The organism is Micromonospora sp. CNZ295 (genome assembly GCF_004217535.1).
Map to the genome: position 1 here is coordinate 5,033,538 of NZ_SHKZ01000001.1, position 26,134 is coordinate 5,059,671.

Sequence of the window (26,134 nt, forward strand, 5' to 3'; positions counted from 1 at the left end):
GCTCAGCCACCGACCGCCGGTCCGGTCAGCAGGTGGCGGATGTGCTTGACGGCCGTGCCCGCCTCCGGCAAGGCCATGTCGTCGATGCTCCGTGGCCGCCCCAGCGGGACCCGGAAGTCCTCGATGACGTGGCCGGGACGGGCACCCATCACGATGATCCGGTCGGAGAGCAGGACGGCTTCGGCGACGCTGTGGGTGACGAAGACGACCGTCTTGCGGTCCTGGTCCCAGATCCGCAGCAGCTCGATGTTGAGCACGTCCCTGGTGAACGCGTCGACCGCGCCGAACGGCTCGTCCATCAGCAGAATGCGGCTTCCGGCGGCAAGGGCCCGCGCGATCGAGGCGCGCTGCCGCATGCCGCCGGAGAGCTCCCGGGGCAGCTTGTTCTCGAAGCCGGCGAGCCCGACCATCTGGATCAGCTCGCGGGCCCGGCGCTCGCTCTCACCGCGGCTCCGCCCGGCGATCTCCCCGGGCAGCATGACATTCTTCAGGACGCTGCGCCAGGCGAGCAGGACCGGGTTCTGGAAGACCATCGCCACATCGGGGTGCGGTCCCGAAACCTGCTTCCCGTCGATCGAGGCCGCGCCGAGCGAGGCCGGGTAGAGACCCGCCATGATCTTGAGCAGCGTCGTCTTGCCGCAGCCGCTCGGACCGACCAGGGAGACGAACTCCCCTTCCCGGACCTCCATCTCGATGTCGCGCAGCGCCAGCACCCGCTCCCCGGAGCGCGTGTCGTACACCTTGGACAGACCCTCGACCGTGATCAGTCCCTTGGCTGCCGGCCGCTCCTGGATGTCGGGCCGGTCACGCTGCTGCACAACTTCGGGCACGCTTCCTCCTCCTGCCATCTCGCCGCGTCAGGACCGCGCGGTCTTGGCGACCGGGAAGCGGAACAGCTCGGCCGCGTTGCGGTGGGTGATCCGGTCCACCTCGTCGGGGTCCAGGTCGCGCAGCTGGCGGTGCAGCACCTCCTGGGTGTCCGGCCAGGTGGAGTCCGGGTGCGGGTAGTCGGATTCGACCAGGATGCGATCGACTCCGATGCGGTGCCGCTGCTCGAACCCGGACGGATCCTCCAGCGAGCTGAACCAGAAGTTGCGCTGCACGATTTCGGCCGGGGTGAACTCCTTGCTGGTCCAGCCGCCGGCGTACCCGGCGTGGTTCTGGTCGACGCAGTAGCGCAGCCGGTCCAGCATCGAGGGAACCCAGCCGATCCCGCTTTCGGCCAGCATGATCTTCAGGTTGGGGATCCGGACCGGGAGCATCGAGTAGAGCCAGTCCACCAGCGCGACGCTCGAGTTGAGCGGGAAGAGCACCGTCTTGGTGTCCAGTGGCGCGTCCGAGGCCGCACCGAGGATGTACGACGCCGACCCGACGTGCAGGCACACCACGGTGCCGGTGTCTGCGCAGGCTTGCAGCAGCGGGTCCCAGTGCCCGGTGTGGACCGATGGGAGGCCCAAGTGCTCGGGGTTGTCCGGGAAGGTCACGGCGCGGAATCCGCGCTCGGCGTTGCGCCGGATGTACTCCGCGCCCTCGACCGGATCGCGCAGCCACGGGATCTGACAGGGGATGATTCGGCCCGGGTACGCGCCCGCCCAGTCCTCCAGGTGCCAGTCGTTGTACGCCTCGAACGCCACCCGGCCCAGCTCCGCGTCGCGGCTCAGGGAGAAGCGGTACCCGCCGAAGCCGGCGAGCTTGGACGGGAAGCACAGCGAGGCCGCGATGCCGTTGACGTCCATGTCCTTGATCCGCTCGTGGATGTCCCAGCAGCCCTGCCGCATCTGGTCGAACCGTTGCGGGTCGAAGCCGGCATTCGTGAGCTCGAAGCCGACCGTCGCGTGCACGCTCATGTTGGGCAGCAGCTCACCGTCGTACAGCCAGGCCTGCTCGCCGGAGGCGTCTTCGACCACTCGCGGTGCCCGGTCGGTGAACGCGGCGGGGACGCGCCCCTCGAACGTGGTCGGTGGCTCGACCACGTGGTCGTCGACCGAGATGACCGTGTAGTGCACTTCCCGCGGCTCGGGCTCAGGCAGCCGGCGCGGCATCGTCTGTGTCATGTTGTGTCTCCTCAGCCCTGCCAGTAGATGACCTTTTTGCGCAACCAGCTGATGAGCATGTGGGCCGCCATGCCCAGTGCAGCGAAGATGATGAGCAGCGCGAAGATGTCCTCTGTCCGCAGCTGGACCGAGAACTGCTGGATGAGGAACCCGAGCCCCTCCCGCGAGCCGAGGAACTCCCCGGTCACCGCGCCGAGGATGGCGAAGACGAGCGCCAGCTCGAGACCGGCGAAGATGTAGGGCAGCGCGGTCGGCAGCCGCAGCTTGATGAACGTCTGCACCGATGACGACCGCAACGAGCGCATCAGCTCCTCGGACTCCGCGTCGACTGCGGTCAGGCCGGCGTAAGCGTTGACCATGACCGGGAAGAACGCGAGGATGCCCGCAATGATGATCTTCGGCTGAGCGTCGAAGCCGAACCAGATCGTGAGCATCGGCACCAAAGCGATTTTGGGGAACGTCTGGAACGCCACGAGGTACGGGTGCAACACCCGCTCCACCATGGATGACGCTGCGAGCAGGCCGCCGACCAGCACGCCGAGGACCGTCCCCGCAGCGAACCCAACCAGCGAGTTGCGCACGGTGTAGAAGAGGTGGTCGGTGTAGCGTCCCTCCTGCGTGTTGCGGATCAGTGCCTCGATCACCTCGGCGGGAGGCGGCAGGACGAAGTCGGACAGCTTCAACCACTTCACCGCCAGGTGCCAGGCGGCCAGCACGAGCACCAGTACCGCCGGCGAGAGCACCAGCTCCGGCCGCCTGCGCAGCAGGCTCGGCTTCTCGACGGGTCGGCTCAGGAGGGCGTCGGCGGCACTGGCCGTCGCAGCGGTGGTCCGCTCCGCTGGGTCGGACACGGTTGGCGGGGATGGACTCACGATTCTTCCTTTCCGCTGCCCGGCCCGGGTCTCGGAGGTGCCACCCGACCTGACATCCGCATTGTGGAAGCTGATTTCACGCTATCAACCGGGTTTCACGAGGTCAATGAAAGTCTGGCCGTCCGCGTCGGGCCTCGACGGTGGGTCCCCACAGGTCAGCGGCGGCCGCAACGACGTCGTCGGCGGCGTAGCCCTGGCTCAGCCGGTCGGCGAAGGCCGGCTCGGCGAACACGGCCGCGAACGCCTCCGGCGTCCAGCGACCCGCCGCGGCGTCTGCCGTGGCCGCGAGAACCGGCGGCGCCAGCACACCCACCCGCGGGCCATAGCTGATGAAGACGTTGCCGCTGACCGGCGCGGACGCGTCCGAGGCCAAATAGACCACGAGCGGGGCGACATGTCCAGGCGAGAGCCGCTGCGCGTCCTCGGGCCGATCCGTGAAGATCGGGGAGGTCATCGCGGTCGCGGCCCTCGGACAGATCGCGTTAGCCCGCACCCCGTACGCCGCGCAGCCCTTCGCGGTCGAGACCGTCAGCGCCACGATCCCCGCCTTCGCGGCGGCGTAGTTGGGTTGTCCTGCCGGCGCGTTGAGGAACGCTTCAGAGGCGGTGTTGACGACCGAGGCCCGGACCGGCCGCCCCGCCTTGGCCTCCGACCGCCAGTACGCGGTGGCCCAGCGGGTGGTGCAGAAGTGGCCCCGCAGGTGGACCCGAAGCACGTCGTCCCACTCTCGCTCGGACATCGTGAAGACCATCCGGTCTCGTACGATCCCGGCGTTGTTCACCAGCACGTCCAGCCGGCCGAACCGCCGTACCGCGCCGGCGACCAGCGCGCCGGCATTGGCGAAGTCCGCGATGTCCGAGTGATCAGCGACGGCCTCGCCGCCTGCCGCGACGATCTCGTCGACGACCTCCTCGGCGGCGCTGTCCACGTCGTTGACGATCAGCCGGGCGCCGGCGGCGGCCAGCGCGAGCGCCTCGGCCCGGCCGAGCCCACGGCCCGCCCCGGTCACGATCGCCACCCGCCCAGCGAGATCCACGGCGGTCATGACCGATCCCCGAACGCGGTACCCGCCAGGTGGAGCACCGCGGCGCGGCCGTGCCGCTCGAAAAGCCGGTTCCAGGCCTCCCGCGCGGGTACGTCGAACTCGCGGAAGTGCTCGGTCCCCGGCGGCCGCCACCACACGGGGTCATCCACCTCCCACCGATCGGCCACGAGGGCTCGCTTGTGCACCTTGTTCGTCGCCGTCATCGGCAGTCCGGTCGCAAGCCGCACGAAGCGGGGTACCGCCTTGGTACCGAGGTCGGGCTGTTCGCTCAGCCACCGCTCGAACGCGGCAGGGTCGAAGGGCCGGTCGGTACGCCAGTGCAGCGCCACCATCAGTTGGTCACCCGCGGCCGGGTCCGGCACCGGGTAGACCGCGAGGTTGACGACGTCCGGGTGGCGCAGCAGCACCCGCTCGATCCCGGCCAGGCCGAGGTTTTCCCCATCCACACGGGCCCAGTCGCCACGCCGGCCGGCGAAGTAGAACAGCCCCGCCTCGTCCCGGAAGGCAAGGTCACCGGTCCAGTACCAGCCGTCCCGGGTGCGCTCCCGCTCGGCCTCCGGATCCTTGTAGTACCCCTCGAACGAGCCCAGGCCGCCGGCGTTGACCAGTTCGCCGACGCACTCCTCGGCGTTGCGGACCCGGCCGTCCTCGATCACGGCCCGCGGGCACTCACGCCCGGTCGCCGGATCCACCACCCGTTCGGCGCCGCTGCCCCGGCCCAGCACGCCCTGCGGGTCGCCCGGGCCGCGGGCGAGGGTCACCCCGCCCTCTGTCTGTCCGTAGTGGTCGAATACCTGGCAGCCGAACCGCCGGCTGAACTCGACGATGTCGCGTTCGGCCCCCTCGTTGCCGAAGACCGCCCGAAGCGGATTGTCCGCGTCGTCGGGGCGCTCGGGTTGGGCGAGGACGTAGCTCAGCGGCTTGCCGACGTAGTTGGCGTAGGTCGCGCCGAACCGGCGCACGTCCGGCAGGAACCCGGACGCGGAGAACGAGCGGCGCAGCGCGATCGTGGCGCCGACGGTGAGCGCCGGCGCAAACCCGGCGATGATGGCGTTCGAGTGGAACAGCGGCATACAGATGTACACGACGTCGTCCGGGCCGAGCGCCACGCGGTCGGCGACCTTCTTGCCGCGGCGCACGATCGCCCCCTGGGAACTGCGCACCGCCTTCGGCTCACCGCTGGTGCCGGAGGTGAACAGCAGCAGGTACAGCGAGTCGGGGCGTACCGGCGGCAGCACCGAGCGGGACGTTCCATCCGGCTGGGTCCCGTCGATCTGATCCACCTGGAGAACCGGCACGTCGAGATCGATCCCGGACAGCAGCGGCGCGAGCGCGGGCTCGGTGACCAGGAGCTGGCAGTCCGCCAGCCGGGCGTCTCGCGCCAGCGCCTCGCCCCGGCGGGTGGCGTTGAGGCCGACGACGGTCGCTCCGCACAGGGCGGCCCCGCAGAGCAGGAACAGGTGCTCCGGAATCGTTTCGAGCAGGGTACCGACGTGTAGGCGCGCCGAACTCCGGTACCCGCTCAGCAGGTCCGCCCACCGGTGCGCCTGCGTCACCACCTCGTCCCAGGTCCACCGCTGGTCCTCGAAGAGCAGGCCGGTCCGATGGTCACCGGCGCGGGCGAGCACGAGGTCACGAACGGTCGTCGCCACTCCGTCGCTCACGGTAGGTCCCTGGGTAGGCCGAGCAGCCGTTCACCGATGACGTTGCGCATGACCTCGCTGGTCCCTCCTCCGATACTGAGCCCCCGGGTATCCAGGAACGCGTGCTGCCAGTGCCGCGCGTCGGCGCCGTCGCCGAGCCCCGCGCGGCCGAGCAGGTCGAGTCCGAAAGCGGCGGTGTCCTGCCGGTGCCCGACGCTGACGAGCTTGCGGACCGTCGGGTCCGGGCCCGGTACGCCCTCCCACCGGGCGTGTGATGCGCGTGTGCCGAGCGCCCGGACGGCGTACTCCGCCGCGGCCAGCCGGCCGAGCCGATTCAGCGTGGCGGGGTCGGGATCCACCGCCCGCGCGGTGGCGAGCACCCGGTCGAAGCCGCCGTCGGCGAAGGCCATGGTGCTCATCGCGGTCCTCTCGGCCGCGAGCGACAACCGCACCAGCCGCCACCCACCGTCGACCTCGCCGAGCAACAGGGAGTCGGGTACGAACACGCCGTCGAGGAACACCTCGTTGAACCTCGACTCCCCGGTGATCTGCCGCAGGGGGCGGATCTGGATTCCCGGCGCGCTCATGGAGACCGCGAAGCAGCTGATGCCGCGGTGCCGGGGACCGCCGCCGGTCCTGGCCAGGCAGAGTCCCCGTGTGGCCTCGTGGGCGCGAGAGGTCCAGACCTTCTGGCCGTGCAGGTGCCATCCGCCCTCGACCCGCACCGCCCGGGTCGACAGTCCGGCCAGGTCCGATCCGGCTCCGGGCTCGCTGAACAGCTGACACCAGCGATCCTCGCCGGCGAGGATCGCTGCGATCAGCCGGTCGCGTTCCGCGCTGCCCGCCCCGTGCAGCAGCACCGGGAGTATCCAGCGGGCAATGCCCAGGTCGGGCGGGTCGATGCCGTACTCCCGCATCACCGTCGCGAGCTGAGCCGCCTGGTGCGGCTCGGCCCCGCGCCCCCAGGGCGGCGGAAGCTCCGGAGCGACCAGCCCTTCGGCGGCCAACGCCGCCCGCTGTTGCCCTGGCGCCACGGCCGCGCATCGGCGTATCGCAGCCCGCGCCCGCTCCTCCACCTCGCCGCCGGACGCCGGCGTGGGCATGGGCAGGCCGTCGGCGAGGCAGCGGCGGCCGAGTTCGGCGGCCCGTTCCCGCGTGGCCGCCAAGCGCTGGTTCACCACCGCGCGCCGCAGGTGCAGGTGCACGTCGTGCTCCCAGGTGAACCCGATGCCACCCAGGATCTGCAGACAGGAGCCGGCGCCGGTGGCCGCCAGGTCCGGCGCGACGGTGGCGGCCGCAGCGACCGCGACCGCGCGGTGCGATGCGTGCCAGCTGCGCGCGGCCTCCCACACGAGGGCCTTGACGGTCTCCCGCTGCACCAGGAGGTCGGCGCACTTGTGCTTGACGGCCTGGAACGCTCCGATCGGCCGGCCGAACTGCTCTCGTGTGGTCGCGTGGGCGGCCGCCGTGCGGGTGCACCAGTCCAGGGTCCCGGCCGCCTCCGCCGCGCAGAGCAGGCCAAGAGCGTCGGTGACGGAGGCAGACAGCCCGGGCGGGAGCAGGCGGTCGTGCCCGAGCCGGGCGTCGACGGTACCCATCGACATCGGCCGCGCCCCGTCCAGCGCCGGAAGCGGGCCGGCGACGACCTCTGCCCGTCTCAGCAGCAGCCACCGCTCCTGCACCGGTCCATCGCCGGCGACTGCGCGGACGAGGAACAGGTCGGCGTCGGCCGGACCGACGAGCAGCGGCAGTTCGCCCCGTACCAGCAGACCGCCGTCTGGGGCCGGGGTGAGCCGCAGCGCGCCGTCCACCGCGACAGCCACCTGGGACCGTCCGGTGCCGATCTCGGTACAGACCTCGGAGGCCAGCGGGTGGTTCAGGTGGTCGGCGAGGGCGAGGGTGGCGAGCAGCCCGGCGAAGTACGCGCCGGTGGTCAGCGCGGCGCCGAGGTGTTCGGCGACGATCGCGAGGTCGAGCGGCTCACCGCCGCCACCTATCGGCTCCGGCAGGTGCGCGGTGAGGAAACCCAGGTCGGCCAGGTCCCGCAGCGGGTCGGCGACCGGTCCGCCGGCCAGAGCGGTGCGGGGGTGTTCCGGTCCCGCGTTGCGTCGGGTCCAGCTCTCCAGGGCTCCGGCCAGCAGCTTCTCCTGCTCGGCGCGCGGGTGTACTGCGACGATGGCCATTACAGCAGCTCAAGAATGGTTCCGGTGGCGAGTGCGCCGCCGGCGCACATCGTGATGAGGGCGTAGCGGCCGCCACGCCGCTCCAACTCGTGCAGCGCGCTGACGATGAGTCGGCTGCCGGTGCTGCCGACCGGATGGCCCAGCGCGATGGCACCGCCGTTCACGTTGAGCCGGTCCGGATCCGCTCCGGTCGCCCGCAGCCAGGACAGTGGTACTGCCGCGAAGGCCTCGTTTACCTCAAAGATGTCGATGTCGGACAGCTTGAGGCCGGCCTTGTCGAGCACCGCGGCGGTTGCTTCCACCGGCCCGTCGAGCAGGTAGTACGGGTCGGCGCCGACGAGCACGTGGGCACGCAGCCGCGCCCTCGGCCGCAGACCTCGGGCCTCGGCCAGCGCCCGGTCCATCCAGAGCACGGCCGCGGCGCCGTCGGAGAGTTGCGACGAGGTACCCGCGGTGTGCAGCGCGTCATCGGCCAGCGGGCGCAGTCCGGCGAGCGCCTCCCGGCTGGTCTCCCGCAACCCCTCGTCCCGGGTCACCGGTCCGGTCCCGTTCGGGCCCGGTACCGCAATGACCTCGCGGTCGAACCGGCCCTCCCGCCAAGCCGCGCCGGCCCGCTGCTGCGAGATCAGTCCGAACTCATCGAGGTCGGCGCGGGTCAGCCCGCGCCGTTCGGCGATTCGTTCGGCGGCGATGTACTGCGTCGGCATGTCCCACGGCCAGGCGGGCGGCCGCGGGGTGTGCAGGCCGGCGGGCTTGTTCGCGTGCAGGGCGACGGTGCTCATCGACTCGACGCCGCAGCCGATCCCGATCCCGATCATTCCTGAGGCGATCTGCGCGGACACCATGGCATTCGCCTGCTGCCCCGACCCGCACGCGCAGTCGACTGTGACGGCGCCGACGTGCGCGGGCAGTCCGGCGCCGAGCCACGCGTTGCGGGTGACATTGCTGCTCTGCTCGTTCGCGGTGGTGACGCAGCCGCCGATGAGCAGCTCGACGTCTTTGGGTTCGACGCCGGCACCGGTCAGTACGGCTTGCAGTGGTTCGGCCAGGAGGGCGGCCGGATGGACGCCGTCCAGCCTTCCGCCACGCTTGCCGATCGGCGTCCGCAGCGCCTGCACGACAACGGGCTCGCTCATGCCTTGTTTCTCTCCCCCCAAATGGAGGCCGGCGGGGTGGACCGGCGACGACGGCGCCGATCCACCCGGTCAGCGGGTGCGCTAGAAGGACGGTGCTTGGTAGGTGCGGGCGAGGTCCTCGATCGGTTTCGGATCGAAGTCCTTGCCGACCTCCTCGAGCAGCGTGAGGTCGCGCCAGGTCTCCAACGTGATGTCACCTGGGACGAGGTTTGCCTGCTTGAGCGGTTCGATGCCCCGGTTGAGGGCGTCGTCGGGCATGAGCCCTAGCCGCGTCTGCGGGTAGCCCGGCGGCGTCGAGTTCTTCATCCGCTCCTTGACGATGGCAAGCGCCTTCTCGAACGCCTCCTCGTCGGTGTCGGCGGCGGGCTTGGACTCCGGGTAGAGCTTGAGGGCGATGGCGGTGGCCTTCTCGGGCGCCGCCAGCGCGAACGCGTATCCCTTGAGGATCGCGTGAAGGAAGCGCTTGAGGACCTCTGGCCGCTTCTCGATCATCGTCTTCGTGGCGACCAGCGTCCCAGGCGGCAGCAGGTCCTTGTCGAACTTGGTGTCGAGGCGGTGGGAGGGCAGGCCGGAGTTGTTGAACGCGATGCCGTCGCTGTCGATGCCGCACCAGGCGTCGATCTTCTTCGACCGCAGCGCCTCGGCGACGGCCGCAAGCCCGGAGTTGATCGGCACCTGCTCGATCTGGTCGGCCGGCACGCCGTCGAGCCGGGCCGATTCGAGGCAGTAGATGGCGGTCCCGGTGCCGATCGACGTGACGCCGATGCGCTTGCCGGCCAGGTCGGCGGGGGACTTTACCGGCCCGTCGTTGGCGACGAAGATGCCGATGTTCGTGAAGGCGGTGAAGTACACCGACTTGGTTACGGGCTTCTTGCCGGCGAACACGACCTGGCTGAGCGTCGCCGGCACGCCGACGTCGAAGCGCCCGGTCTCCATCTGCGCCAGGGCGATCTCACTGTTGGTCTGGCCGCTGGCCTGGATCGTCACCTCCAGGCACTCCTGGGCGAAGAACCCGAGCTCCTGGGGCACCTGGGCGTAGGCCACGGAGCCTAGGCTCACGTTTGCGGCGGCCAGGATGTAGTTCACCTTATCGACGGATTGGCAGTGCCCGGTGTCACCTGACGCGCTCTCGTCCTCGTCGTCTCCGCATCCCACAACGCCGGTGGCGAGCGCGAGGCAGGTCAGGCTGGCAAGGGCTCGCCGGCGCCAGCTTTGAGTGACGTTCATGCTGATCACCTCCTCCTTCCACATCTTGGAATAGGCTTTCACAGGCAGAAGCTATGGCCTTGATCACAGGGGTGTCAAGGCCTGCGGTTGCCCGACACGGATCTCCAACCGCGCGGTCCCACGGGCGTGGGTACCCCGACTGTTGCGGCCTTCGAAGCGCACGGTCACCGCTGTACCGGTCTCCCCGGTGACGCTGTCCAACACGTCGCCGGTGAGCCGCATGACGTCGCCGGGGTAGTTCGGCGCGCCCAGCCGCAGATCGATCTCATGCAGTACCGCCCGCGGGCCCGCCCAGTCGGTGAGGTAGCTACTCACCAGGCCCGCGGTCGTCATGATGTTCATGAAGACGTCCGGTGAACCCGCCCGTACCGCAGCATCGCGGTCGTGGTGGCCGGGGTAGAAGTCGCGGGAGGCGATCGCCCCGCAAACAATCAACGTGGTGGTGACGTCGATCTCCCGCACCGGCAGCGGCTGCCCAGCCGAGATCGCCGCCCTGCCGATCACAGCGCTCCCCCGGTACGGAACTGCGCCGCGAGCGAGCCGCCGAGCGCTGCCAGATGCTCCGCTGCCCCGCCGAGGGTGAACTCCAGCGTCTTGAACCTAAAGAAGTAGCGATGCAGCGGGTAGTCGAGGTCGATGCCCACTCCACCATGCAGGTGGTGCGCGGCGGAGATGATCCGGTGGCCGCCCTCGGTAGCCCAGAACCGCGCCACCGACACCGCGTCCCGCGCATCCTCGCCGTGGTCCAGCAGGGTGGCCGCCTTCCACAGGGTCCAGGTCATCGCCTGCAGGTCGATGAAGGCGTCCGCCGCCCGGCTGGCCACCGCCTGGAAGGAGCCGAGCGGGCGGCCGAACTGCCGGCGCTGGGTGGTGTAGCGGGCGGTGAGCGACAGCGCGGCGTCGGCCACACCGCAGATTTCGGCGGCGCTCAACAACAGTTGGTAAGAACGGACCCGATCGAGCAGCGCGGCGCCGGCCTCGCCGGCGAACACGTCGACCTCGCGCAGGAGCGGTCCCTCCACCGCGACCCGGGCGCAGACCTCCGCACCGCTGGTCTGCACCGGCTCCACGACTACGCCGGGATGGTGCGGTCGCAGCAGGACCGCCAGACGCGCGTCGTCCGGGTCGACGGCGGCGACCAGCAGGTGGTCGGCGACCGTGCCGTACGGCACGAACGGCAGGATCCCGTGCGCGGTCCAGCCGCCCTCGACGGGCTTGAGGGCGACGGTCGGCGTCGCCTCGACCGTGCCGGCCAGGCACGGCAGCACCACTGCCCGCCCCGCGGAGACCTGGGCCAGCAGCTCATCGGGGCGCTGTGTGGAGGGCAGCCCGGCCAGCGCCCGGGCCGCCGCCAGTACGCCGGACAGCGGCACCGGGGCGACCACGCGGCCTGCCTCCCGCGCGACCAGGCACGCGTCGAGCGCGCCGCGAGCTGTCCCGCCCACATCCTCAGGCAGTGCGATGCCGAGCAACCCCGCCTCGGCCAGGACCTGCCACAGCCCGTCGTCCCAGCCGGACGCGGGCAGGGCGGCCAGCCGTTCCGGCGTGACAAGGTCCACCAGCACTTGCCGGGCCAGGTTCGCCACCGCGGTCTGGTCCTCGTCGAACGAAAAGTCCATCACTCTCCCCCGCTCACCCGCGCCGGACGAAACCGCAGCGTCACGAAGTCGACGGAGCCGACCAGCTCACCCGCGGCGTCGGTGTAGCGCATCTCGGTCGTCACGAAGTAGCCCTCGCCGAGGGCGGTCGACTTCCGGGGCGATACCGATCGGATCGTGGCCTGGTAGTGGACTCGGTCGCCGAGCGTGAGGTACCGGGCGAAGCGCAACGTGCAGCCGGTTGCCACGACAGAGGTATAGCCCGCCTCGGCGAGCACTCCGACCAGCTTCTCTTCGGCGTTGTCCGGTTCGGTCGCCGCAGGGAACCGACGGTCGTGATGTGTCCAGGACTGGAGCATGGCCGGTGGAGCCACGATCTGGCCGAACGGGCCGGACTCCGCCCAGTCGGGGTCGGTGTATCCCGGGTTCTCGTCCCCCATCGCCTGGCACCAGTGGCGGATCATCGGTGCGTTGACCTCGTCCGGGGCGACCCGTGGTTGCCCGCTGGTCCGCCCGACGAACTCCAGTAGGCGAGCGTGCAGCTCGTCAGCTCCCGCGTCACTCACGCCCTCACCACCCGATCCAGTCGGCGGGCCACCCGCGGCATCCCGAGGCCTGCCCGGGCCACGATCTCGCGCTGCACCTCGTTCGTCCCTCCGCCGAAGGTGTTGATCACCGCTCGGCGGTACGCGAACTCGAGCGCTCCCCACGGCGACTGTCCCCGGGCGCCGTCCGCCAGCAGGCTCTCCGCGCCGACCACTTCCATCAGCAGCCGGTAGACCTCCAGTACCGTCTCCGTACCGAAGACCTTCACCGCCGAGGCGTCGGCCGCGGCGACCTCGTCCCGGCCCACCTCCCACGCCATCCGGCAGTTGAGCAGGTGCATCGCCTCCACCAGGGCGTGGCTGCGAGCCAGGTTGCGCTGCACCCAGGGAATGTCGATGACCGGCTGGCCGTCGCGTTCGGTCGAGCCGGCCCACGCCACGACCTCCTCGTGCAGCCGGACCGCCAGGCCGCCGAACCCCGCCATCGCAATCCGCTCGTGGTTGAGCTGGGTCTGCATCAGCCGCCAGCCGTCACCCTCCGTGCCCACCAGCCGGTCCCGCCGCACGCGCACGTTCTCGTAGTTGGTGATGTAGGTGTCGTACGAGGCCAGGGTGCGGATGGGTGCCGCGCTGAAGCCCGGTGCCGAGGTGTCCACGATCAGCACCGAAATGCCCTGGTGATCCCGGGTGGCGGGCTCCGTGCGCGCCGCCAACCAGATGTAGTCCGACGCGGCGCCCCGGCTCGTGAAAACCTTGGTGCCGTTGACGACGTAGGCGTCCCCGTCCCAGACCGCCTTGGTGCGCAGTGACGCCAGGTCGGTACCTGCCTCGGGCTCGGTGTAGCCGATCGCGAAGTCGATCTCGCCGCGCAGGATCGCCGGAAGGAAGAACGCCTTCTGTTCGGCGGTGCCGTAATCCATCAGCGTCGGCCCGACGGTGTTCAGCGAGATCATCGGGATCGGTGCACCGGCCCGCTGCGCCTCGTCGTAGAAGATGAACTGGTCCATGGCCGGGCGACCCTGCCCGCCATACTCCACCGGCCAGCCCAGGCCCAGCCAGCCATCGGAGCCGAGACGGCGGATCCAGGCACGGTAGCGGGGACCGTGGTCCTCCCAGCGCAGGTCGGAGAACTCCCCTTCCAGGTGCGTCCGGAAGTACCGGGACAGTTCGGCGCGTAACCGTCGCTGCTCGTCGGTGTAGGTAAGGCGCATGTGGACCGGCCTTCGCCCTTCGACTTGTGAAAGTATATTCCGTATTGTGGAAGCAGCTTAGGAAGCCTGGCCGGCCCCGTCAACAGCCCACCGGAGGAGATCCGATGCACCGCAGCTTCGATGAGTACCGCACCGCGTACCAGCACCTCGCGATGGAGCGTCGCGACGGCATCCTCGAGGTACGCCTGCACACGAACGGTGGCCCACTGGTGTGGGGCGCCGGACCACACACCGAACTCGGCTGGGCCCTGCGGGAGATCGGCGGCGACCCGAGCAACCGGGTGGTGATCCTCACCGGCACCGGGACGGAGTTCATCGCCCGGCTCGACGACAGCTGGGTGGGGCCGATGACGCCACCGAAGTGGGAGCGCATCTACACCAACGGCAAGCGCCTGCTCGCCGCCCTGCTCGACATCGAGGTACCGGTCATCGGGGCGGTCAACGGCAAAGCCACCGTGCACGCCGAGTTCGCCGTGCTGTCGGACATCGTGCTGGCCACGCCGGAGACCGTGTTCTCCGACGCGCCACACTTCCGCTTCGGCACCGTGCCAGGCGACGGCGTGCACGCCGTCTGGTCCACGCTGCTGGGTGTCAACCGCGCCCGCTACTTCCTGCTCACCGGGCAGCGCCTTTCCGCCGCTGAGGCCAAGGATCTGGGCGTGGTCAACGAGGTCGTCCCCGCCGCCGAGCTCCTGCCGCGGGCGTACCAACTCGCGGAGGACCTCTGCCGGCAGGACGACATCACGCTGCGCTACACCCGTGAGGTCATGACCGAGCCGTTGCGACGCCTCCTCGCCGAGCGGGTCGGCCACGGCCTCGCCCTGGAAGGTTTGGGCGCGTTCGCGACCTGGCCCGCCGGCTGACGATCACGAGGCGTCGGCCGGGCTGTCGCCAACGAAGTCCGCGGGGGGCGGCCGATCCGGATCGTCCCGGTAGACCCAGTGCTGCTCGCAGCCCTCGTCGCCCTTCCACCGGCACCGGTGCACCTCCACCCGCAGCAGGTTCTCGTCCGCGGCCCGGTAACCCTCGAAACAGCCCGACTCGAACGCCCCCGTGTAGCGCGCGTTCTCCGGATGCGCCTCGCTGTAGTAGACGCACTCGCGGCGGCGCACGACACAACGCCCTTCGTCGTGCTCCGCGTACAGCGCCGCGGCGTGCTTCGGCCCACGGATGCTGTGCACCAGATCCTGGTAGAGCGCCATCATCCGGGCACTGCCCGCACCCTCCATGCCGTGCGCCTTCAACAACATGGCGTATCCGCGGCCACCGTACCGCCGGCCGATCTCCCGTGCGATCTCCGTGGCCTTCTCGACGCCGACGACCTCCTCGGCGATGCTGTAGAACGTCTGGAAGTTGTTCTCGATCTGCCGGCTCATGCTGTAAACGAGATGGTCCACGGTGAGTTCCTCGATCGGGATCTCGTACCGGTCCATCCGCTCGCGTTCCTGCGCCGTCAGCCGCTGCCCTGGATAGAACAGCAGCGGATCGTTCGCGTACGGCTCCTGCATCCTCTCGATCTCCTCCCGCTTCGGGCCGGCTTCGGGCTATACCCGCAGCAGCACCGCGTTGCCTTCACCGATACCGCCACACATCGCCACCAGGCCGAGCCCGCCACCCCGGCGGCGCAGTTCGGCGACGATCGTCATCACCAGCCGCGCCCCGGTCGCGCCGGTCGGGTGGCCGAGGGCGACAGCACCCCCGTTGACGTTGGTCCGCTCCCGTAGCTCGGCCGCGCGAGCCGGGTCGCCGTCGGCCAGCCGCAGCGTGGTGACGAGCGGCACGGCCGCGAACGCCTCGTTGACCTCGATGAGGTCGACGTCGGCCAGGTCCACCCCGCACCGGTCCAGAACCCGCCGGGCGGCCACCGCCGGGATGGACGCGATCTGCGCCGGCGGCCCCGCCACCGACACCACCCCCAGTACGGTGGCCAACGGTCGAAGGCCACGCGTGCGGGCGAAGCTGGCGGCGGTGACCGCGAGCATCGCCGCTCCGGTGCTCAGCCCTGGCGCGTTGCCCGCGGTCACAGTCGCGCTGCCGTTCACCGGCGGCAGGGCGGCGAGCTGCTCCAGGGTGGTGTCCGGCCGCGGTGACTCGTCGGCGTCGAGCCGGTACGGCCGCGACGCGTCCTCGGGCGACCGGACCGGCGTGATCTCCTCGTCGAGCAGGCCGCGCTCGACGGCGTCGGAACACCTCTGCTGGCTGCGCAGCGCCCAGCTGTCCTGCTCGGCGCGACCCACACCGTGCAGCGCGGCCTCGTCGGACGCCTGAACGGCACGCGGCACGCCGGTATGCGGGCACGCGATCACGAGCTGGTCGGCGAGCCGCACGTCGCCCAGGCGGTGCCCCCAGCGCAGGCCGTCCAGGAAGAACGGCACGGCGCTCAGGTTCTCCGCCCCGCCGGCCAGCACGACGTCGGTCTCACCGCTACGCACCCCGCGGGTCGCCAGAGCGAGCGCGGCCAGCGACGAGCAGCAGGCACGGTCTACCGTGTACGCCACGCCGTCTTCCGGCAGCCCCGCGCGCAGCGCGGCCTGCCTCGCGATCGACCGGTCCGATCCCGGGAAGTTGACCCCGAGGACGAGCTCATCCACATCGGAGCCGATCAGCGCGGCCCGCTCCAGTGTGGAGCGAATCGCGACCGCAGCGAGCGCCGGGACGGACGCCTCCCGCAGCGCGCCGCCGAACGAGCCGAACGGCGTGCGGGCGGCTGCCACGAGTACCACGTCGCGGTCAGACATGACGCTCCCTACCCACCCAGTACGGCTCTCGCAGCAGCCGCTTGGCGATCTTCCCGGTCGATCCCCGCGGCAGCGCGGCGACGAACTCGACCGAGCGCGGCTTCTTGTAGCCGGCCAACATCTCGGCGCAGTGCTCGACCAGGTCCCGCTCCGAGGGCGCGGTCCCCGACCGCGGCACCACGATCGCCTTGACCGCCTCGCCCCAGCGGTCGTCGGGTACCCCGATCACCGCCACCTCGGCGACCGCCGGGTGCCGCGCCATGGCGGCCTCCACCTCGGCCGGGTACACGTTGTACCCACCACTGATGATCACCTCTCGCAGTCTGTCCACGATGGACAGGCTGCCGTCCTCATCACGGCGGGCGACGTCGCCGGTGCGGTACCAGCCGTCCCGGAAGACCTCCCGGTCCGCGTCCGGCCGCCCCCAGTAGCCCCGCATCACGTTCGGTCCGCGAACCCACAACTCGCCGGGCTGCCCGTCCGGCACGTCGTTGCCGTCGTCACCGACAAGCCGGGTCCGCACGGTGGTCACCTCGCGACCGGCCGATCCCAGCCTGGCCTGCTCCTCCGCCCGTAGAACGAGCACCGGATGCGGCGCCTCGCACGATCCGTAGACCTGCACGAACCGCGGCCCGAACACCTCGATCGCCTCCTCCTGCCGGGCCGGGGCGATCGGCGAGCCGCCGTACGTGATGGCGCGCAGGGACTCCGGGCGGTCGGGGTGACCCCGTGCCGCCTCGGTCAGCGCGGCGATCATTGTGGGGACCAGGAAGCTGTGCGTCGCGCGCTCGCGAGCCACCAGTGCCAGGAACCTCTCGGGATCCCAGGACCGCACCGGCAGGTTGCGGCTACCGCGCAGGAAATGCGCGAGCACCTTCGACCCGCTGCCGTGCGCCATCGACCCCACGTGCACCATCCCGTCACCGGGGCGCGGATCGATCTCGTCGGCGAGCATGTTCATCGTCGCCGCCAGCCGGCTGCGGTTGGTCGCGGTAGCCCCCTTGGGTCGCCCAGTCGTGCCGGAGGTGTAGAGCAGGAAGCTCGGCGCATCGGGCTCCAGCATCACGCCGGCGGGCGCGTCGCTGGCTCCGGCGAGCAGATCCTCGTAGTCGAGCCCGAGGCGACCGACCCCGAGCCGGATCAGATGGCGAAGGTCCGGGCAGCGCTCCTTCAGCTCCGCCGCGGACTCCTCCTCGCCGCCGTCGAAGATCAGAACGTCGGCACCTGAGTCGGCGAGCAGGAAGGCCCGCTCGTCCAGTGTCAGCCGGGTGTTGACCGGAACCCGCACGCGGCCGGACTTCGCGATGCCGAAGTCGATCTCAACCGATTCGAGCCGGTTCGGCAGCAGCATCGCGACCCGTCCACCGACCACCCCGCCCAAGCCGGCGAGCGCGTTGGCCAGACGGTTGGAACGCCGCTCGACATCGGCGAAACTGGCCGTACGCTCGCCGTCGACCACGGCTGGTCGGCTCCCGAACCAGGCCGCGGCGCGGGCGACCAGGATGTCGATCGTTACCATGTCGGGCTCCCTGATGGATGTCTCCCTGGCGTCGAGTGGTGTGGACTACACTTCCACAATATGACAGCATCAGGAAGTGCCTGATGACCAATTGGCCGCGGCGGTCGGCCGGTGGAGCGAAGTCCACCGGGACCGCCTCTCCGGGCCTGACGACCGCACCGTCTCCGGGATGCCCGTCGCGCCTCTTTACACCCCGCTCGACATCGCCGACGGGGTTGAGGACCACCTGACCCAACGCGGGCTCCCCGGCGAGTTCCCGTTCACCCGCGGCATCCGGCCGGGCATGTACCGCGAGGGCCTGTGGGTCATGGGGCAGTACTCCGGCCGCGCCTCACCCGCCGAAACGAACCGCCGCATCCGCAGCCTTCTCGCCAGCGGGCAACGAGGGTTCTCGGTCGCCCTCGACCTGCCAACCCAGAACGGGCTGGACTCCGACCACCCACTCGCCGCCGGCGAGGTCGGCAAGGTGGGGGTACCGATCGACACGCTCGCGGACATGGAAGATCTGCTCGACGGCATTCCCCTCGACCAGGTGTCCCAGATCCGGACCACCGCGAACGCCATCGGCCCGATCGCCGTCGCCCTCTTCGTAGCCGGCGCGGAGGCACACGGCTACCGTCCGGCCGACTTCAAGGTGATGCTGCAGAACGACGTGCTCAAGGAGTACCTCGCCCGCGGCACCTACATCTTCCCGCCGCGACGGGCGCTGGAGTTCACCGTCGACGTCATCGAGTACTGCGCCCGGGAGCTGCCGCACTGGGAGCCGATCGAGTTCTGCGGGTACCACATCCGCGACGCGGGCGGCTCGGCTGTCCACGAGGTGGCGATCGCGTTCGCCAACGGTATCGAGTACATCGACGCGGCGCTGCGCCGCGGCCTGCGTGTGGAGGACTTCGCCCACAACGTGTACCTGTTCCTCGCCGCACACATCGACCTGCTCGAAGAGGTCGCGAAGTTCCGGACCGCCCGGCGGATGTGGGCGCGGCTCATGCGTGACCGCTACCACGTGACCGACCCGCGGGCCTGCGCGGCGAACATCTTCGTCTACACCCTCGGCAGCCTGCAGACAGCGCAGGAGCCGTTGAACAACGTCGTGCGCATCGCCTACCAGGCACTCGCGGCCATTCTCGGCGGGGTGCAGACGCTCGCCACGTCCTCGTACGACGAGGCGCTTCAGCTCCCCGGGGAACAGGCCGTCCGCGTCGCGCTGCGGACCCAGCAAATACTCGCCCACGAGACGGGAGTTACACGCACGGCCGACCCGCTCGGCGGCTCGTACGTGGTCGAAGCCATGACCGACCGCCTCGAACAGGCCGTGGCAGAGGAACTCGAAGGTATCCGGGACAAGGGTGGGGCGCTGGCCGCGCTGGAGTCGGGCTGGCTGCGGAGCACGCTCGACGACGAGGCGTACCGCCAGCAGATGCTAATCGAGCAGGGACAGCGCACGGTCGTCGGAGTGAACCGCTTCGCCACCAACGAGCCGCCCGAACTGGGCGACTTCGGCGGCGGCCCTGACGGCGACGTCGAGGCCGCACAGCGCGAACGGCTGGCCAAGGTGCGACGCGACCGTGCCCACAGCACCGTGGCCGACAGCCTCGAGGAGGTAGCCGCGGCAGCACGCCGGGGCGCTAACACCGTACCCCCGATCCTCGCCGCGATCCGCAGCTACGCCACGGTCGGCGAGATCTGCCAGGCACTGGCATCGGTTTGGGGACGCGCCTCGGCCCGCTGAGGCGGGAAAGCATGACGGTTACACGGCGAGGAGCCGGCCAGTCGTGACGACCATATCGGAGGTCCCGGAAATGGATCGCGGCCAGTGATCTTCGCTGGCCATAATTGTGGCCATGAAGCTTGCTGAGGCTCTCGCGCTGCGCGCGGATGCGGCGCGCCGCGCCGAACAACTGCGTGCCCGCATCGCCGCCAGCGCCCGGTACCAGGAGGGTGAGTCGCCCGCCGAGGACGCCGCGGCCCTGCTTGCTGAGGCAGGCGAGGTTCTCGATGAGCTGGAGACGCTGATCCGGCGAATCAATCGCACCAACGCCGCCAGCGTGGTGGAGGGTGGCACCCTCACGGACGCGCTGGCGCGCCGTGACGTGCTGCGCATGCGGCACAGCGTGGTCACGTCCGCCGCGGACGCCGCGGCCGGGGAAGGTCAGCGCGGGTTCCGGCAGTTGCGTTCGGAGCTGAAGATGGTCCCGGCGCTGCCGGTGGCGGACTTGCGTCACCAGGCCGACGATCTCGCCCGGCAGCTTCGCGAGGTCGACACGCTGATCCAGCGGACCAACTGGGAGGTCGACCTGCTGGACTGAGAAAGGGGCGCGGAGCAGGTAGCCGACGTGGAGGCGTGCACGAACCCGAGAGCCGGCGGGCAATCCGGCTCCCTCCTGGCGCGCCGCGGGCAGGCGCAGGGGTTCGACTCCCCCGCACACATCGCACGCCCAGCACAGCGCACAGGTGACGGCGCACGAGGCACGGCACACTACCGGGTGCAGATCCACGATGGCGAGGGTGGGACAGGGGAACTTCCGCAACCCGTCCAGGCACAGTTCGCCTGCTACCCGGATGCGGGCCCTCACCCCCGGCCTGAAGGCCGGAGCACTGGCCCGCATCCCGGTAGCAGGGGGGTCACGGCGAAGAGGCACTGCCCAACGGGAGTGGCGGCCGGCCCGCACGTCGGCGCATGACGAGCCTCTCGTAGGCGCGCAGGGCGCCCCGGCGACTTGGCCGACATCCCGGTATTAGCCGTGGCGTCGTTCTGAGGCTCGATGGCCCGGGAGCCTGATCAGGCTGCCCCGACGGGCTGGAGAACAACGGGAGCCGCCGATCAGGGTGCGGCCAGGATGGTCGTCGGCAGGTCCGAGAAGCTGGTTGCCTGGGCCTGGCACGGTCTCGCCACGGGCGATGTTGGCGTATGGGCCAACGTGCACGGCGAGGTGCAGCTGTATGTGCACAGCACGTGCAGATGGCGGAGGCACATCCGGACCTTCAACCGGCCGCGAGGCGGCCAGCGGATTCAGCGTGGCCCTCAGGAGCAGGCGGAGGGCTGTTCGGTTGGAGCACCCTGGCCCCTGCCCGCAGGACACCGAGTCGGGTTGGTAGCGGCTGCCTCCGCACACCCCGCCGGATTTGACAGCGCTATAGCTAGCGGTTATCTATTAGCGATCTATCCGAAGGGTTGCCTGGGTGCAGGACGTGGTGCTGGCCATGCTGGCCAAGGAGCCGGCGCACGGATACGAGCTGCGCGGCCGGATGCGTGCCGCGCTCGGTCCGCTGGGCGAGGCGATGAACGCCGGGCAGATCTACGTGACGCTGACCCGGCTCGCGAAGGCCGGGCTGGTGACCTCGGAGCGCGCCGAGGGCCTGCCGGACCGGCCGGACCGGCGGGTGTACGCGCTGACCCCGGCCGGGCAGCAGCGGGTCGCGGGCTGGCTGGCCGAGGTGAACTGGCCCAAGCCGGACCTCGCCGAGTTCCACCTCAAGCTGGTGGCTGCCGCGGCCGCCCGGCTGGCCGATCCGGTGGCCCTGGTCGACGCGCAGCGGCGCGAGGTGCTGCGCCGGCTGCGCGACGCCCAGCGGGCCGCGTTGGACCGGTCGGTGGATCCGGTTGCCGGGCTGCTGCTGGAGGGTGTCGTGCTGCGGCTGCGGGCCGACCTGGAGTGGCTGGAGGCGTGTGAGCGCATGTGGACCGGGCTTGATCGGTCCGGAGGGAAGGCGGGGGCGTGACCGGATCGACGCTGTTGCAGGCGCGTGGGCTGAGCATGCTGTACGGCGGCGAGCACGCGCTGGTCCGTGCGGTCGACGAGGTCGACCTGGACGTGCCGGCCGGACAAACGTTGGCGATCATGGGACCCAGCGGCTGCGGCAAGTCGACCCTGTTGCACCTGCTGGGCGGCCTGCAACGCCCGACCAACGGCGAGATCCGGCTGGCCGAGCACCGGATCGACGGGATGAGCGAGCGCGGCCTGGCCCGGCTGCGGCGGCATCACATCGGCTTCGTCTTCCAGTCGTTCCACCTCATGGACGAGCTGACCGCGGTGGAGAACGTCGAGCTGGCCGCGTTGCTGGCCGGACAGTCGCCGCGCCGGGCTCGGCAGCGCGCCATGACTCTGCTGGACCGGGTGGGGCTCGCCGATCGCGCCAAGCACCTGCCGTCGGCATTGTCCGGCGGCCAGCGCCAGCGGGTCGCGATCGCCCGCGCGTTGAGCAACGAACCGCTGGTCGTGCTGGCCGATGAGCCCACCGGAAACCTGGACAGCGCCGCCACCCTGGAGGTGCTGCGGTTGTTCGAGGAGCTGCGTACGGCGGGGCAGACCCTGGTGGTGGTCACCCACGACGCGCGCATCGCCGCGGTCGCCGACCGGGTGATCTCCATGCGTGACGGGTCGTTCGCCGACGACTCCCGGCTCGCCGGCACCACCGGCGGCACGGTCTACGGTGGCTGGCGCTGACGTGGCTGGACGTCTGTTGCTCGTCTGCCGGTTGCTGGTGCGGGACCTGCGCCGGCGGCGCACCGAGACCGTCCTGCTCCTGCTCGCCATCGCCGCCGCCACCGCGACACTGACCCTCGGCCTCACGCTCAACGAGGTCGCCGACCGGCCGTACCAGCAGACCCGGACCGCCACCGCCGGCCCGGACGTGATCGTGACACCCCGGACCACCGGCCAGGCCGCGTTGGACGAACTCGCACCGCTGACCACCGCGGCCGGCGTCACCGATCACAGCGGCCCCTTCCCGATCGCCTACCTGACGATGACGGCCCACGGCAAGTCCGCGCACGCCGTCGTCGAGGGCCGGGACACCACACCCGTATCGACCAACCGGCCCGCCGTGACCGACGGCACCTGGGTACGCCCCGGCGGCGTGGTCGTCGAGCGTGCCTTCGCCGACGCCCTGGGCATCCGCACCGGCGACACGGTCACCGTCGACGGCCATCCGCTGCGCGTGATCGGAACCGCGGTCACCGCCGCGAGAGCGACCTATCCGTACGCCGGGTGGCACTACCCCGGCAGCATCTTGGTCGAGCGCGGCGGCCTGGTCTGGGTCCACCACAGCGACATCGCCACGCTCGCCGGCGACGAGCCGCTGTCCTACACCCTGAACCTCAAACTCGCCGACCCGGCGGCCAGCACCGCGTACACGGTCAGCGAGCAACTCACCACCTGGCAGGAGATCAGCTACCTCAACGGCCGGCTGTACAGCGACGCGCGGACCGTGCTGCTCGTCGGCAGCTGGCTGCTCACCGGCCTTGCGCTGGCCGGCGTCGCCGGCATCGTCGCGGGCCGGATCATCGGCCAGCGCCGCCGGGTGGGGCTACTGAAGGCCGTCGGCGCCGGACCAGCCATGATCGCCGCCGTTCACCTCGCCGAATACCTCGTCATCGGGCTCACCGCCGCCGCCACGGGCCTGGCCGCGGGCTGGTTCGCCGCACCCGTGCTGATCCGCCCCAGCGCCGGGCTCATCGGCTCCGTCAACGGCCAGCCCCCCGCGCTGCGCGTAGTGATCGCCGCCACGGCACTCGCCCTCACGATCGCGGTGGCGGCGACGCTGATACCGGTGGTGCGCGCCGCCGCCACCAGCACCGTTGGCGCACTGGCCGACGCCGCAACGCCGCCGCGGCGCCGGCGGTGGCGTATCTGGCTGTCGCGCCGGCTGCCCACGGCCCTGCTGATTGGAGTACGCATCAACGCGCGCCGGCCGCGCCGCGCCCGACTCGTCATGGTGAACACCCTGATCACCACGACCACGCTTGTCACCATACTCATGGAAAACGGCCGTGTCGTGCACTTCGACCTCGGCTACACGCAACTCGCCAATCCCCGGTGGGAACGGGGTGAGCAGGCCATGCTCCTGCTCACCGTGGTGCTGTGCTTCCTTGCGCTCATCAATGCCGTCGTGAGCACCTGGACCGCGGTTCTCGACGCCCGGCAGCCGCTGGCCGTCGCGCGGGCGCTCGGTGCCACGCCTGTGCAGGCCGGCGTGGGTCTGGCGGCAGCGCAGCTGCTTCCCGCCATACCCGGCGTCGCCGTGGGGATCCCGGCCGGCATCGGGCTTGTTTCGGCCCTGAGCACCGACGAGGTCCCGTACCCACCCGGTTCCTGGCTGTTCGCCACCGCACTCGGAGTCCTGCTCGCCATCGCCGCGCTCACCGCCATTCCCGCGATGGCCGCCACTCGGCGCCCGGTTGTGGACGCATTCCATTCCGCACCGACCTGACAGCCGTCCACGTAGGTGGCCGTGGTCGGGCTGTTCGACTGGCTCGCGCTCACACGGTTTTAGGGGACGACGATGACGATTCTGTCGGCAAGGCTGAGGAGCCGGTAGGAGATTGAGGACCGCAACACGTGGGTGCGTCTGCGTGATCGGCCGATGATGATGGCGTCGGCGCTGAGCCGCTTGGCGTGGCATTCCAGTTGGTCTGCGACGCCGCCGCTGGCGGCTATGTAGTCCCAGGGCAGCCCGAAACCGGCCATGGCCGCAGCAACCTCAGCGGACAGGTCGGGGGGCGAGGCCGGCACGGCGGGCACGGACGACACCGCGCCGCACGCGTCTGCCACCCACTGCCAGGACAGGTCGCTGACGTGGACGACGTCGAGTTGAGCGGTCACGCGGCGGGCCCAGCCTACGGCGAAGGCCAGGGCGTCATAGCTGGCCGGCGAGCCGTCGAAGCCGACCACCACATGTCCCAGACGCGGGCCGCCGGATCCGTCCTGGCTGCTATCGGGTCGGGTTCCGTGACCCGGGTGGGCGTTGGTCATGGTGGCGCTGTCCCTTCGTCCGAGCCGGTGCTCGGGCATACCCGATCCTATTCCTACAAGTGTTTATTGTGTAAACTCCGAACATGACCTCCGTGATCGGCCTCCCGCAGGTGGACGTCAAGGACCAGACCGGCGTCGAGGAGTGCCGGGTCGAGACGATCTACTACGACGACCTGCGCCGGACGCGGCGCGACCACGCCGCCGACACTGCGCACGTCGTCGCCGAGACGCTGCCCGGCCAGCCAAAGCCACCCGGTTCGTCGAACACCGGCACGGCGGTGGCGGCCGACCTACCGGCCCGCAGCGCATGAGGCAGCCCACGACGGCGACGCCCGCCGACCCGGAGATCTCAGGACGGCGGGGGCTGATCCTGGCAATGCTCCGGGCATCCGCGGCCCCGCTGACCATCACCACCATCGCCGACCGGCTCGGTGTGCATCCCAATACCGTCCGCTTCCATCTCGACGCGCTCACCGACGCGGGACGCGTCGAGCGCTTGCTTGGCGAGATCACCGGACCGGGACGGCCCCCCATCGTCTACCGGGCGCATCGGGGGATGGACCGCAACGGCCCATCGAACTATCGGCTGCTGGCTACGATCCTGACCAGTCACGTCGCGGCCAGCACACCCGACCCTGCCAGGACGGTCGCCGAACTGGGCCGAACCTGGGGATCGTCGCTGATCGACTCGCCCCAACGCTCTGGCGCATCGACCAAGACCGAGGCTCTGACCCGGGCTGTCGGGATGCTCGCCGATCTCGGTTTCGAACCGGAGCCCCACAGCGGCGCACGCACGAAACAGATCCGGCTGCGGCACTGCCCGTTCCTGGATCTGGTCGACGACCACGCTGACGTGATCTGCTCGCTGCATCTGGGTCTCATGCAGGGCGCGCTGGCAGCTCTCAACGGTCCTGTCACGGTGGACCGGCTCGACTCGTTCGTCGAACCAGATCTGTGCGTCGCGCATCTGGCCTCGACCAGGACCCGGCCATGAACGAGCTGGCGGTACGGATCGCGACGGCGGCGGCGCTGCTGTGGCTGGGCATGGTGCTGGCGATCTCGTTCCTGGAGGCACCGCTGAAGTTCCGCGCACCCGGACTCGACCTGCGCGTCGGGCTGGCGATCGGCCGGATCGTGTTCCGGGCGCTGAATCTGGCCGAGATCGGGTGGGCCATCGTGATCGCGGTGGCCCTGATCGTCGACCCGCAGTCTGTGCCGGTGGCGGTCGCAGCGACCGTCACGATTGCGCTTCTCGCTGTCCAGCTAGGACTCGTACGACCGCGGCTGAACCGACGCTCGGACCGGGTCCTGGCAGGCGAGGACGTACCACCGTCATCAAGCCACCACGTCTACATCACCTTGGAGGTGGTCAAGGTGATCGCCCTGATCGTCCTGAGCGCCTGGCTGCTGTCGGGCTGAGCGGGCTAGCAGCATCGGATCGGAGACGCATGACTAGGAACACCATGGGCAGCGACGTCGGCCTCCGCGCGTGCGGGATGCACGAACCAGATGCCCCGACTGGGCGGCAGCGGTCTCTCGGCGCGGCCCTCCGTGGCGCGGGATCCCGTCACGCAAGCACAGTTCGCGACCCGGGCAGCGGGCAGGTGT

At 70.4% G+C, this 26,134-nt stretch carries 25 protein-coding genes; 9 read left to right on the forward strand and 16 right to left on the reverse strand.

The genetic code is table 11. The features are described 5' to 3' along the window. Positions 1-2: 2 nt before the first annotated feature. The 12 genes from EV376_RS23500 to EV376_RS23555 all read right to left on the reverse strand — a co-directional run bounded on the left by EV376_RS23500 (position 3) and on the right by EV376_RS23555 (position 13,514). Positions 3-830, reverse strand: a complete 828-nt coding sequence (locus EV376_RS23500; RefSeq protein ID WP_207228347.1) for an ABC transporter ATP-binding protein — start codon at positions 828-830, stop codon at positions 3-5. Between the two features lie 27 nt (positions 831-857). Next, positions 858-2,054, reverse strand: a complete 1,197-nt coding sequence (locus EV376_RS23505) for an amidohydrolase family protein (protein ID WP_207228349.1) — start codon at positions 2,052-2,054, stop codon at positions 858-860. Positions 2,055-2,065: 11 nt separating this feature from the next. Then, positions 2,066-2,926, reverse strand: coding sequence for an ABC transporter permease (locus EV376_RS23510; protein WP_165438080.1), 861 nt, complete (start codon positions 2,924-2,926; stop codon positions 2,066-2,068). Positions 2,927-3,029: 103 nt separating this feature from the next. Continuing rightward, positions 3,030-3,971 (reverse strand): SDR family NAD(P)-dependent oxidoreductase, encoded by a 942-nt coding sequence (locus EV376_RS23515; RefSeq protein ID WP_130326632.1) that lies wholly within the window; start codon positions 3,969-3,971, stop codon positions 3,030-3,032. Continuing rightward, a complete protein-coding gene (locus EV376_RS23520; protein WP_207228351.1) occupies positions 3,968-5,635 on the reverse strand; it encodes an AMP-binding protein in 1,668 nt (555 codons plus the stop codon). The genes EV376_RS23515 and EV376_RS23520 overlap by 4 nt, the downstream gene beginning before the upstream one ends. Then, on the reverse strand, positions 5,632-7,797 hold the full coding sequence (locus EV376_RS23525) for an acyl-CoA dehydrogenase family protein (protein WP_130326634.1): 2,166 nt from the start codon (positions 7,795-7,797) through the stop codon (positions 5,632-5,634). The genes EV376_RS23520 and EV376_RS23525 overlap by 4 nt, the downstream gene beginning before the upstream one ends. Continuing rightward, on the reverse strand, positions 7,797-8,933 hold the full coding sequence (locus EV376_RS23530) for a steroid 3-ketoacyl-CoA thiolase (RefSeq protein ID WP_130326636.1): 1,137 nt from the start codon (positions 8,931-8,933) through the stop codon (positions 7,797-7,799). Before EV376_RS23530 ends, EV376_RS23525 begins: the two co-directional genes overlap by 1 nt. An 81-nt stretch (positions 8,934-9,014) precedes the next feature. Continuing rightward, positions 9,015-10,202 (reverse strand): ABC transporter substrate-binding protein, encoded by a 1,188-nt coding sequence (locus tag EV376_RS23535; protein ID WP_130326638.1) that lies wholly within the window; start codon positions 10,200-10,202, stop codon positions 9,015-9,017. Between the two features lie 21 nt (positions 10,203-10,223). Next, positions 10,224-10,664, reverse strand: a complete 441-nt coding sequence (locus EV376_RS23540; protein WP_486482772.1) for a MaoC family dehydratase — start codon at positions 10,662-10,664, stop codon at positions 10,224-10,226. After that, the gene (locus EV376_RS23545; RefSeq protein ID WP_130326640.1) at positions 10,661-11,779 is read right to left on the reverse strand and encodes an acyl-CoA dehydrogenase family protein; all 1,119 of its coding nucleotides are present in this window, start codon (positions 11,777-11,779) and stop codon (positions 10,661-10,663) included. Before EV376_RS23545 ends, EV376_RS23540 begins: the two co-directional genes overlap by 4 nt. Further along, entirely contained in the window at positions 11,779-12,324 is a 546-nt protein-coding gene (locus EV376_RS23550) for an FAS1-like dehydratase domain-containing protein (protein ID WP_165438081.1), read from the reverse strand. The genes EV376_RS23545 and EV376_RS23550 overlap by 1 nt, the downstream gene beginning before the upstream one ends. Continuing rightward, a complete protein-coding gene (locus EV376_RS23555; protein WP_130326644.1) occupies positions 12,321-13,514 on the reverse strand; it encodes an acyl-CoA dehydrogenase family protein in 1,194 nt (397 codons plus the stop codon). Before EV376_RS23555 ends, EV376_RS23550 begins: the two co-directional genes overlap by 4 nt. Before the next feature lie 104 nt (positions 13,515-13,618). On the opposite strand from EV376_RS23555, the gene EV376_RS23560 reads away from it, so the two are divergent. Beyond that, positions 13,619-14,377, forward strand: a complete 759-nt coding sequence (locus EV376_RS23560) for an enoyl-CoA hydratase/isomerase family protein (RefSeq protein ID WP_130326646.1) — start codon at positions 13,619-13,621, stop codon at positions 14,375-14,377. Between the two features lie 3 nt (positions 14,378-14,380). Here the strand turns inward: EV376_RS23560 and EV376_RS23565 are convergent, their stop codons facing one another. The 3 genes from EV376_RS23565 to EV376_RS23575 are packed head-to-tail and all read right to left on the reverse strand — an operon-like array spanning position 14,381 to position 17,771. Next, entirely contained in the window at positions 14,381-15,022 is a 642-nt protein-coding gene (locus tag EV376_RS23565) for a hypothetical protein (protein ID WP_130326648.1), read from the reverse strand. Positions 15,023-15,058: 36 nt separating this feature from the next. Next, positions 15,059-16,252, reverse strand: a complete 1,194-nt coding sequence (locus tag EV376_RS23570; protein WP_130326650.1) for a thiolase family protein — start codon at positions 16,250-16,252, stop codon at positions 15,059-15,061. Continuing rightward, the gene (locus tag EV376_RS23575) at positions 16,245-17,771 is read right to left on the reverse strand and encodes an AMP-binding protein (protein ID WP_130326652.1); all 1,527 of its coding nucleotides are present in this window, start codon (positions 17,769-17,771) and stop codon (positions 16,245-16,247) included. The genes EV376_RS23570 and EV376_RS23575 overlap by 8 nt, the downstream gene beginning before the upstream one ends. A 76-nt stretch (positions 17,772-17,847) precedes the next feature. Between EV376_RS23575 and EV376_RS23580 the strand changes: the two genes are divergently transcribed. The 5 genes from EV376_RS23580 to EV376_RS23600 all read left to right on the forward strand — a co-directional run bounded on the left by EV376_RS23580 (position 17,848) and on the right by EV376_RS23600 (position 23,984). After that, the gene (locus EV376_RS23580) at positions 17,848-19,503 is read left to right on the forward strand and encodes a methylmalonyl-CoA mutase family protein (protein ID WP_130326654.1); all 1,656 of its coding nucleotides are present in this window, start codon (positions 17,848-17,850) and stop codon (positions 19,501-19,503) included. A 112-nt stretch (positions 19,504-19,615) separates the two neighbouring features. Continuing rightward, positions 19,616-20,080 (forward strand): DIP1984 family protein, encoded by a 465-nt coding sequence (locus EV376_RS23585; protein ID WP_130326656.1) that lies wholly within the window; start codon positions 19,616-19,618, stop codon positions 20,078-20,080. 874 nt (positions 20,081-20,954) lie between these two features. Continuing rightward, positions 20,955-21,494 (forward strand): PadR family transcriptional regulator, encoded by a 540-nt coding sequence (locus EV376_RS23590; protein WP_130326658.1) that lies wholly within the window; start codon positions 20,955-20,957, stop codon positions 21,492-21,494. After that, positions 21,491-22,219 carry an ABC transporter ATP-binding protein gene (locus EV376_RS23595; protein WP_486482773.1) on the forward strand — a complete coding sequence of 243 codons (729 nt, stop codon included), beginning with the start codon at positions 21,491-21,493 and terminating at the stop codon, positions 22,217-22,219. The genes EV376_RS23590 and EV376_RS23595 overlap by 4 nt, the downstream gene beginning before the upstream one ends. A gap of 1 nt (position 22,220) precedes the next feature. After that, positions 22,221-23,984, forward strand: a complete 1,764-nt coding sequence (locus tag EV376_RS23600; RefSeq protein ID WP_165438082.1) for an FtsX-like permease family protein — start codon at positions 22,221-22,223, stop codon at positions 23,982-23,984. A gap of 59 nt (positions 23,985-24,043) precedes the next feature. Here the strand turns inward: EV376_RS23600 and EV376_RS23605 are convergent, their stop codons facing one another. Further along, positions 24,044-24,565 carry a universal stress protein gene (locus EV376_RS23605; RefSeq protein ID WP_130326662.1) on the reverse strand — a complete coding sequence of 174 codons (522 nt, stop codon included), beginning with the start codon at positions 24,563-24,565 and terminating at the stop codon, positions 24,044-24,046. A gap of 44 nt (positions 24,566-24,609) precedes the next feature. Here EV376_RS23605 and EV376_RS23610 point away from each other — a divergent pair, with 44 nt between their 5' ends. The 3 genes from EV376_RS23610 to EV376_RS23620 are packed head-to-tail and all read left to right on the forward strand — an operon-like array spanning position 24,610 to position 25,945. Continuing rightward, positions 24,610-24,837, forward strand: a complete 228-nt coding sequence (locus EV376_RS23610; protein WP_130326664.1) for a hypothetical protein — start codon at positions 24,610-24,612, stop codon at positions 24,835-24,837. Then, positions 24,834-25,520 (forward strand): helix-turn-helix domain-containing protein, encoded by a 687-nt coding sequence (locus EV376_RS23615; protein ID WP_130326666.1) that lies wholly within the window; start codon positions 24,834-24,836, stop codon positions 25,518-25,520. The genes EV376_RS23610 and EV376_RS23615 overlap by 4 nt, the downstream gene beginning before the upstream one ends. Beyond that, entirely contained in the window at positions 25,517-25,945 is a 429-nt protein-coding gene (locus EV376_RS23620; RefSeq protein WP_130326668.1) for a hypothetical protein, read from the forward strand. The genes EV376_RS23615 and EV376_RS23620 overlap by 4 nt, the downstream gene beginning before the upstream one ends. The last annotated feature ends 189 nt before the right edge of the window (positions 25,946-26,134 follow it).

Excerpts from the sequence above, each read along its gene's own strand:
- EV376_RS23570 (WP_130326650.1), bottom strand. The coding sequence starts at position 16,252 with ATGTCTGACCGCGACGTGGTACTCGTGGCAGCCGCCCGCACGCCGTTC.
- EV376_RS23505 (WP_207228349.1), bottom strand. The coding sequence starts at position 2,054 with ATGACACAGACGATGCCGCGCCGGCTGCCTGAGCCCGAGCCGCGGGAA.
- EV376_RS23545 (WP_130326640.1), bottom strand. The coding sequence starts at position 11,779 with ATGGACTTTTCGTTCGACGAGGACCAGACCGCGGTGGCGAACCTGGCC.
- EV376_RS23610 (WP_130326664.1), top strand. The coding sequence starts at position 24,610 with ATGACCTCCGTGATCGGCCTCCCGCAGGTGGACGTCAAGGACCAGACC.
- EV376_RS23525 (WP_130326634.1), bottom strand. The coding sequence starts at position 7,797 with ATGGCCATCGTCGCAGTACACCCGCGCGCCGAGCAGGAGAAGCTGCTG.
- EV376_RS23515 (WP_130326632.1), bottom strand. The coding sequence starts at position 3,971 with ATGACCGCCGTGGATCTCGCTGGGCGGGTGGCGATCGTGACCGGGGCG.
- EV376_RS23560 (WP_130326646.1), top strand. The coding sequence starts at position 13,619 with ATGCACCGCAGCTTCGATGAGTACCGCACCGCGTACCAGCACCTCGCG.
- EV376_RS23605 (WP_130326662.1), bottom strand. The coding sequence starts at position 24,565 with ATGCCCGAGCACCGGCTCGGACGAAGGGACAGCGCCACCATGACCAAC.
- EV376_RS23555 (WP_130326644.1), bottom strand. The coding sequence starts at position 13,514 with ATGCGCCTTACCTACACCGACGAGCAGCGACGGTTACGCGCCGAACTG.
- EV376_RS23615 (WP_130326666.1), top strand. The coding sequence starts at position 24,834 with ATGAGGCAGCCCACGACGGCGACGCCCGCCGACCCGGAGATCTCAGGA.
- EV376_RS23575 (WP_130326652.1), bottom strand. The coding sequence starts at position 17,771 with ATGGTAACGATCGACATCCTGGTCGCCCGCGCCGCGGCCTGGTTCGGG.
- EV376_RS23530 (WP_130326636.1), bottom strand. The coding sequence starts at position 8,933 with ATGAGCGAGCCCGTTGTCGTGCAGGCGCTGCGGACGCCGATCGGCAAG.
- EV376_RS23585 (WP_130326656.1), top strand. The coding sequence starts at position 19,616 with ATGAAGCTTGCTGAGGCTCTCGCGCTGCGCGCGGATGCGGCGCGCCGC.
- EV376_RS23620 (WP_130326668.1), top strand. The coding sequence starts at position 25,517 with ATGAACGAGCTGGCGGTACGGATCGCGACGGCGGCGGCGCTGCTGTGG.
- EV376_RS23565 (WP_130326648.1), bottom strand. The coding sequence starts at position 15,022 with ATGCAGGAGCCGTACGCGAACGATCCGCTGCTGTTCTATCCAGGGCAG.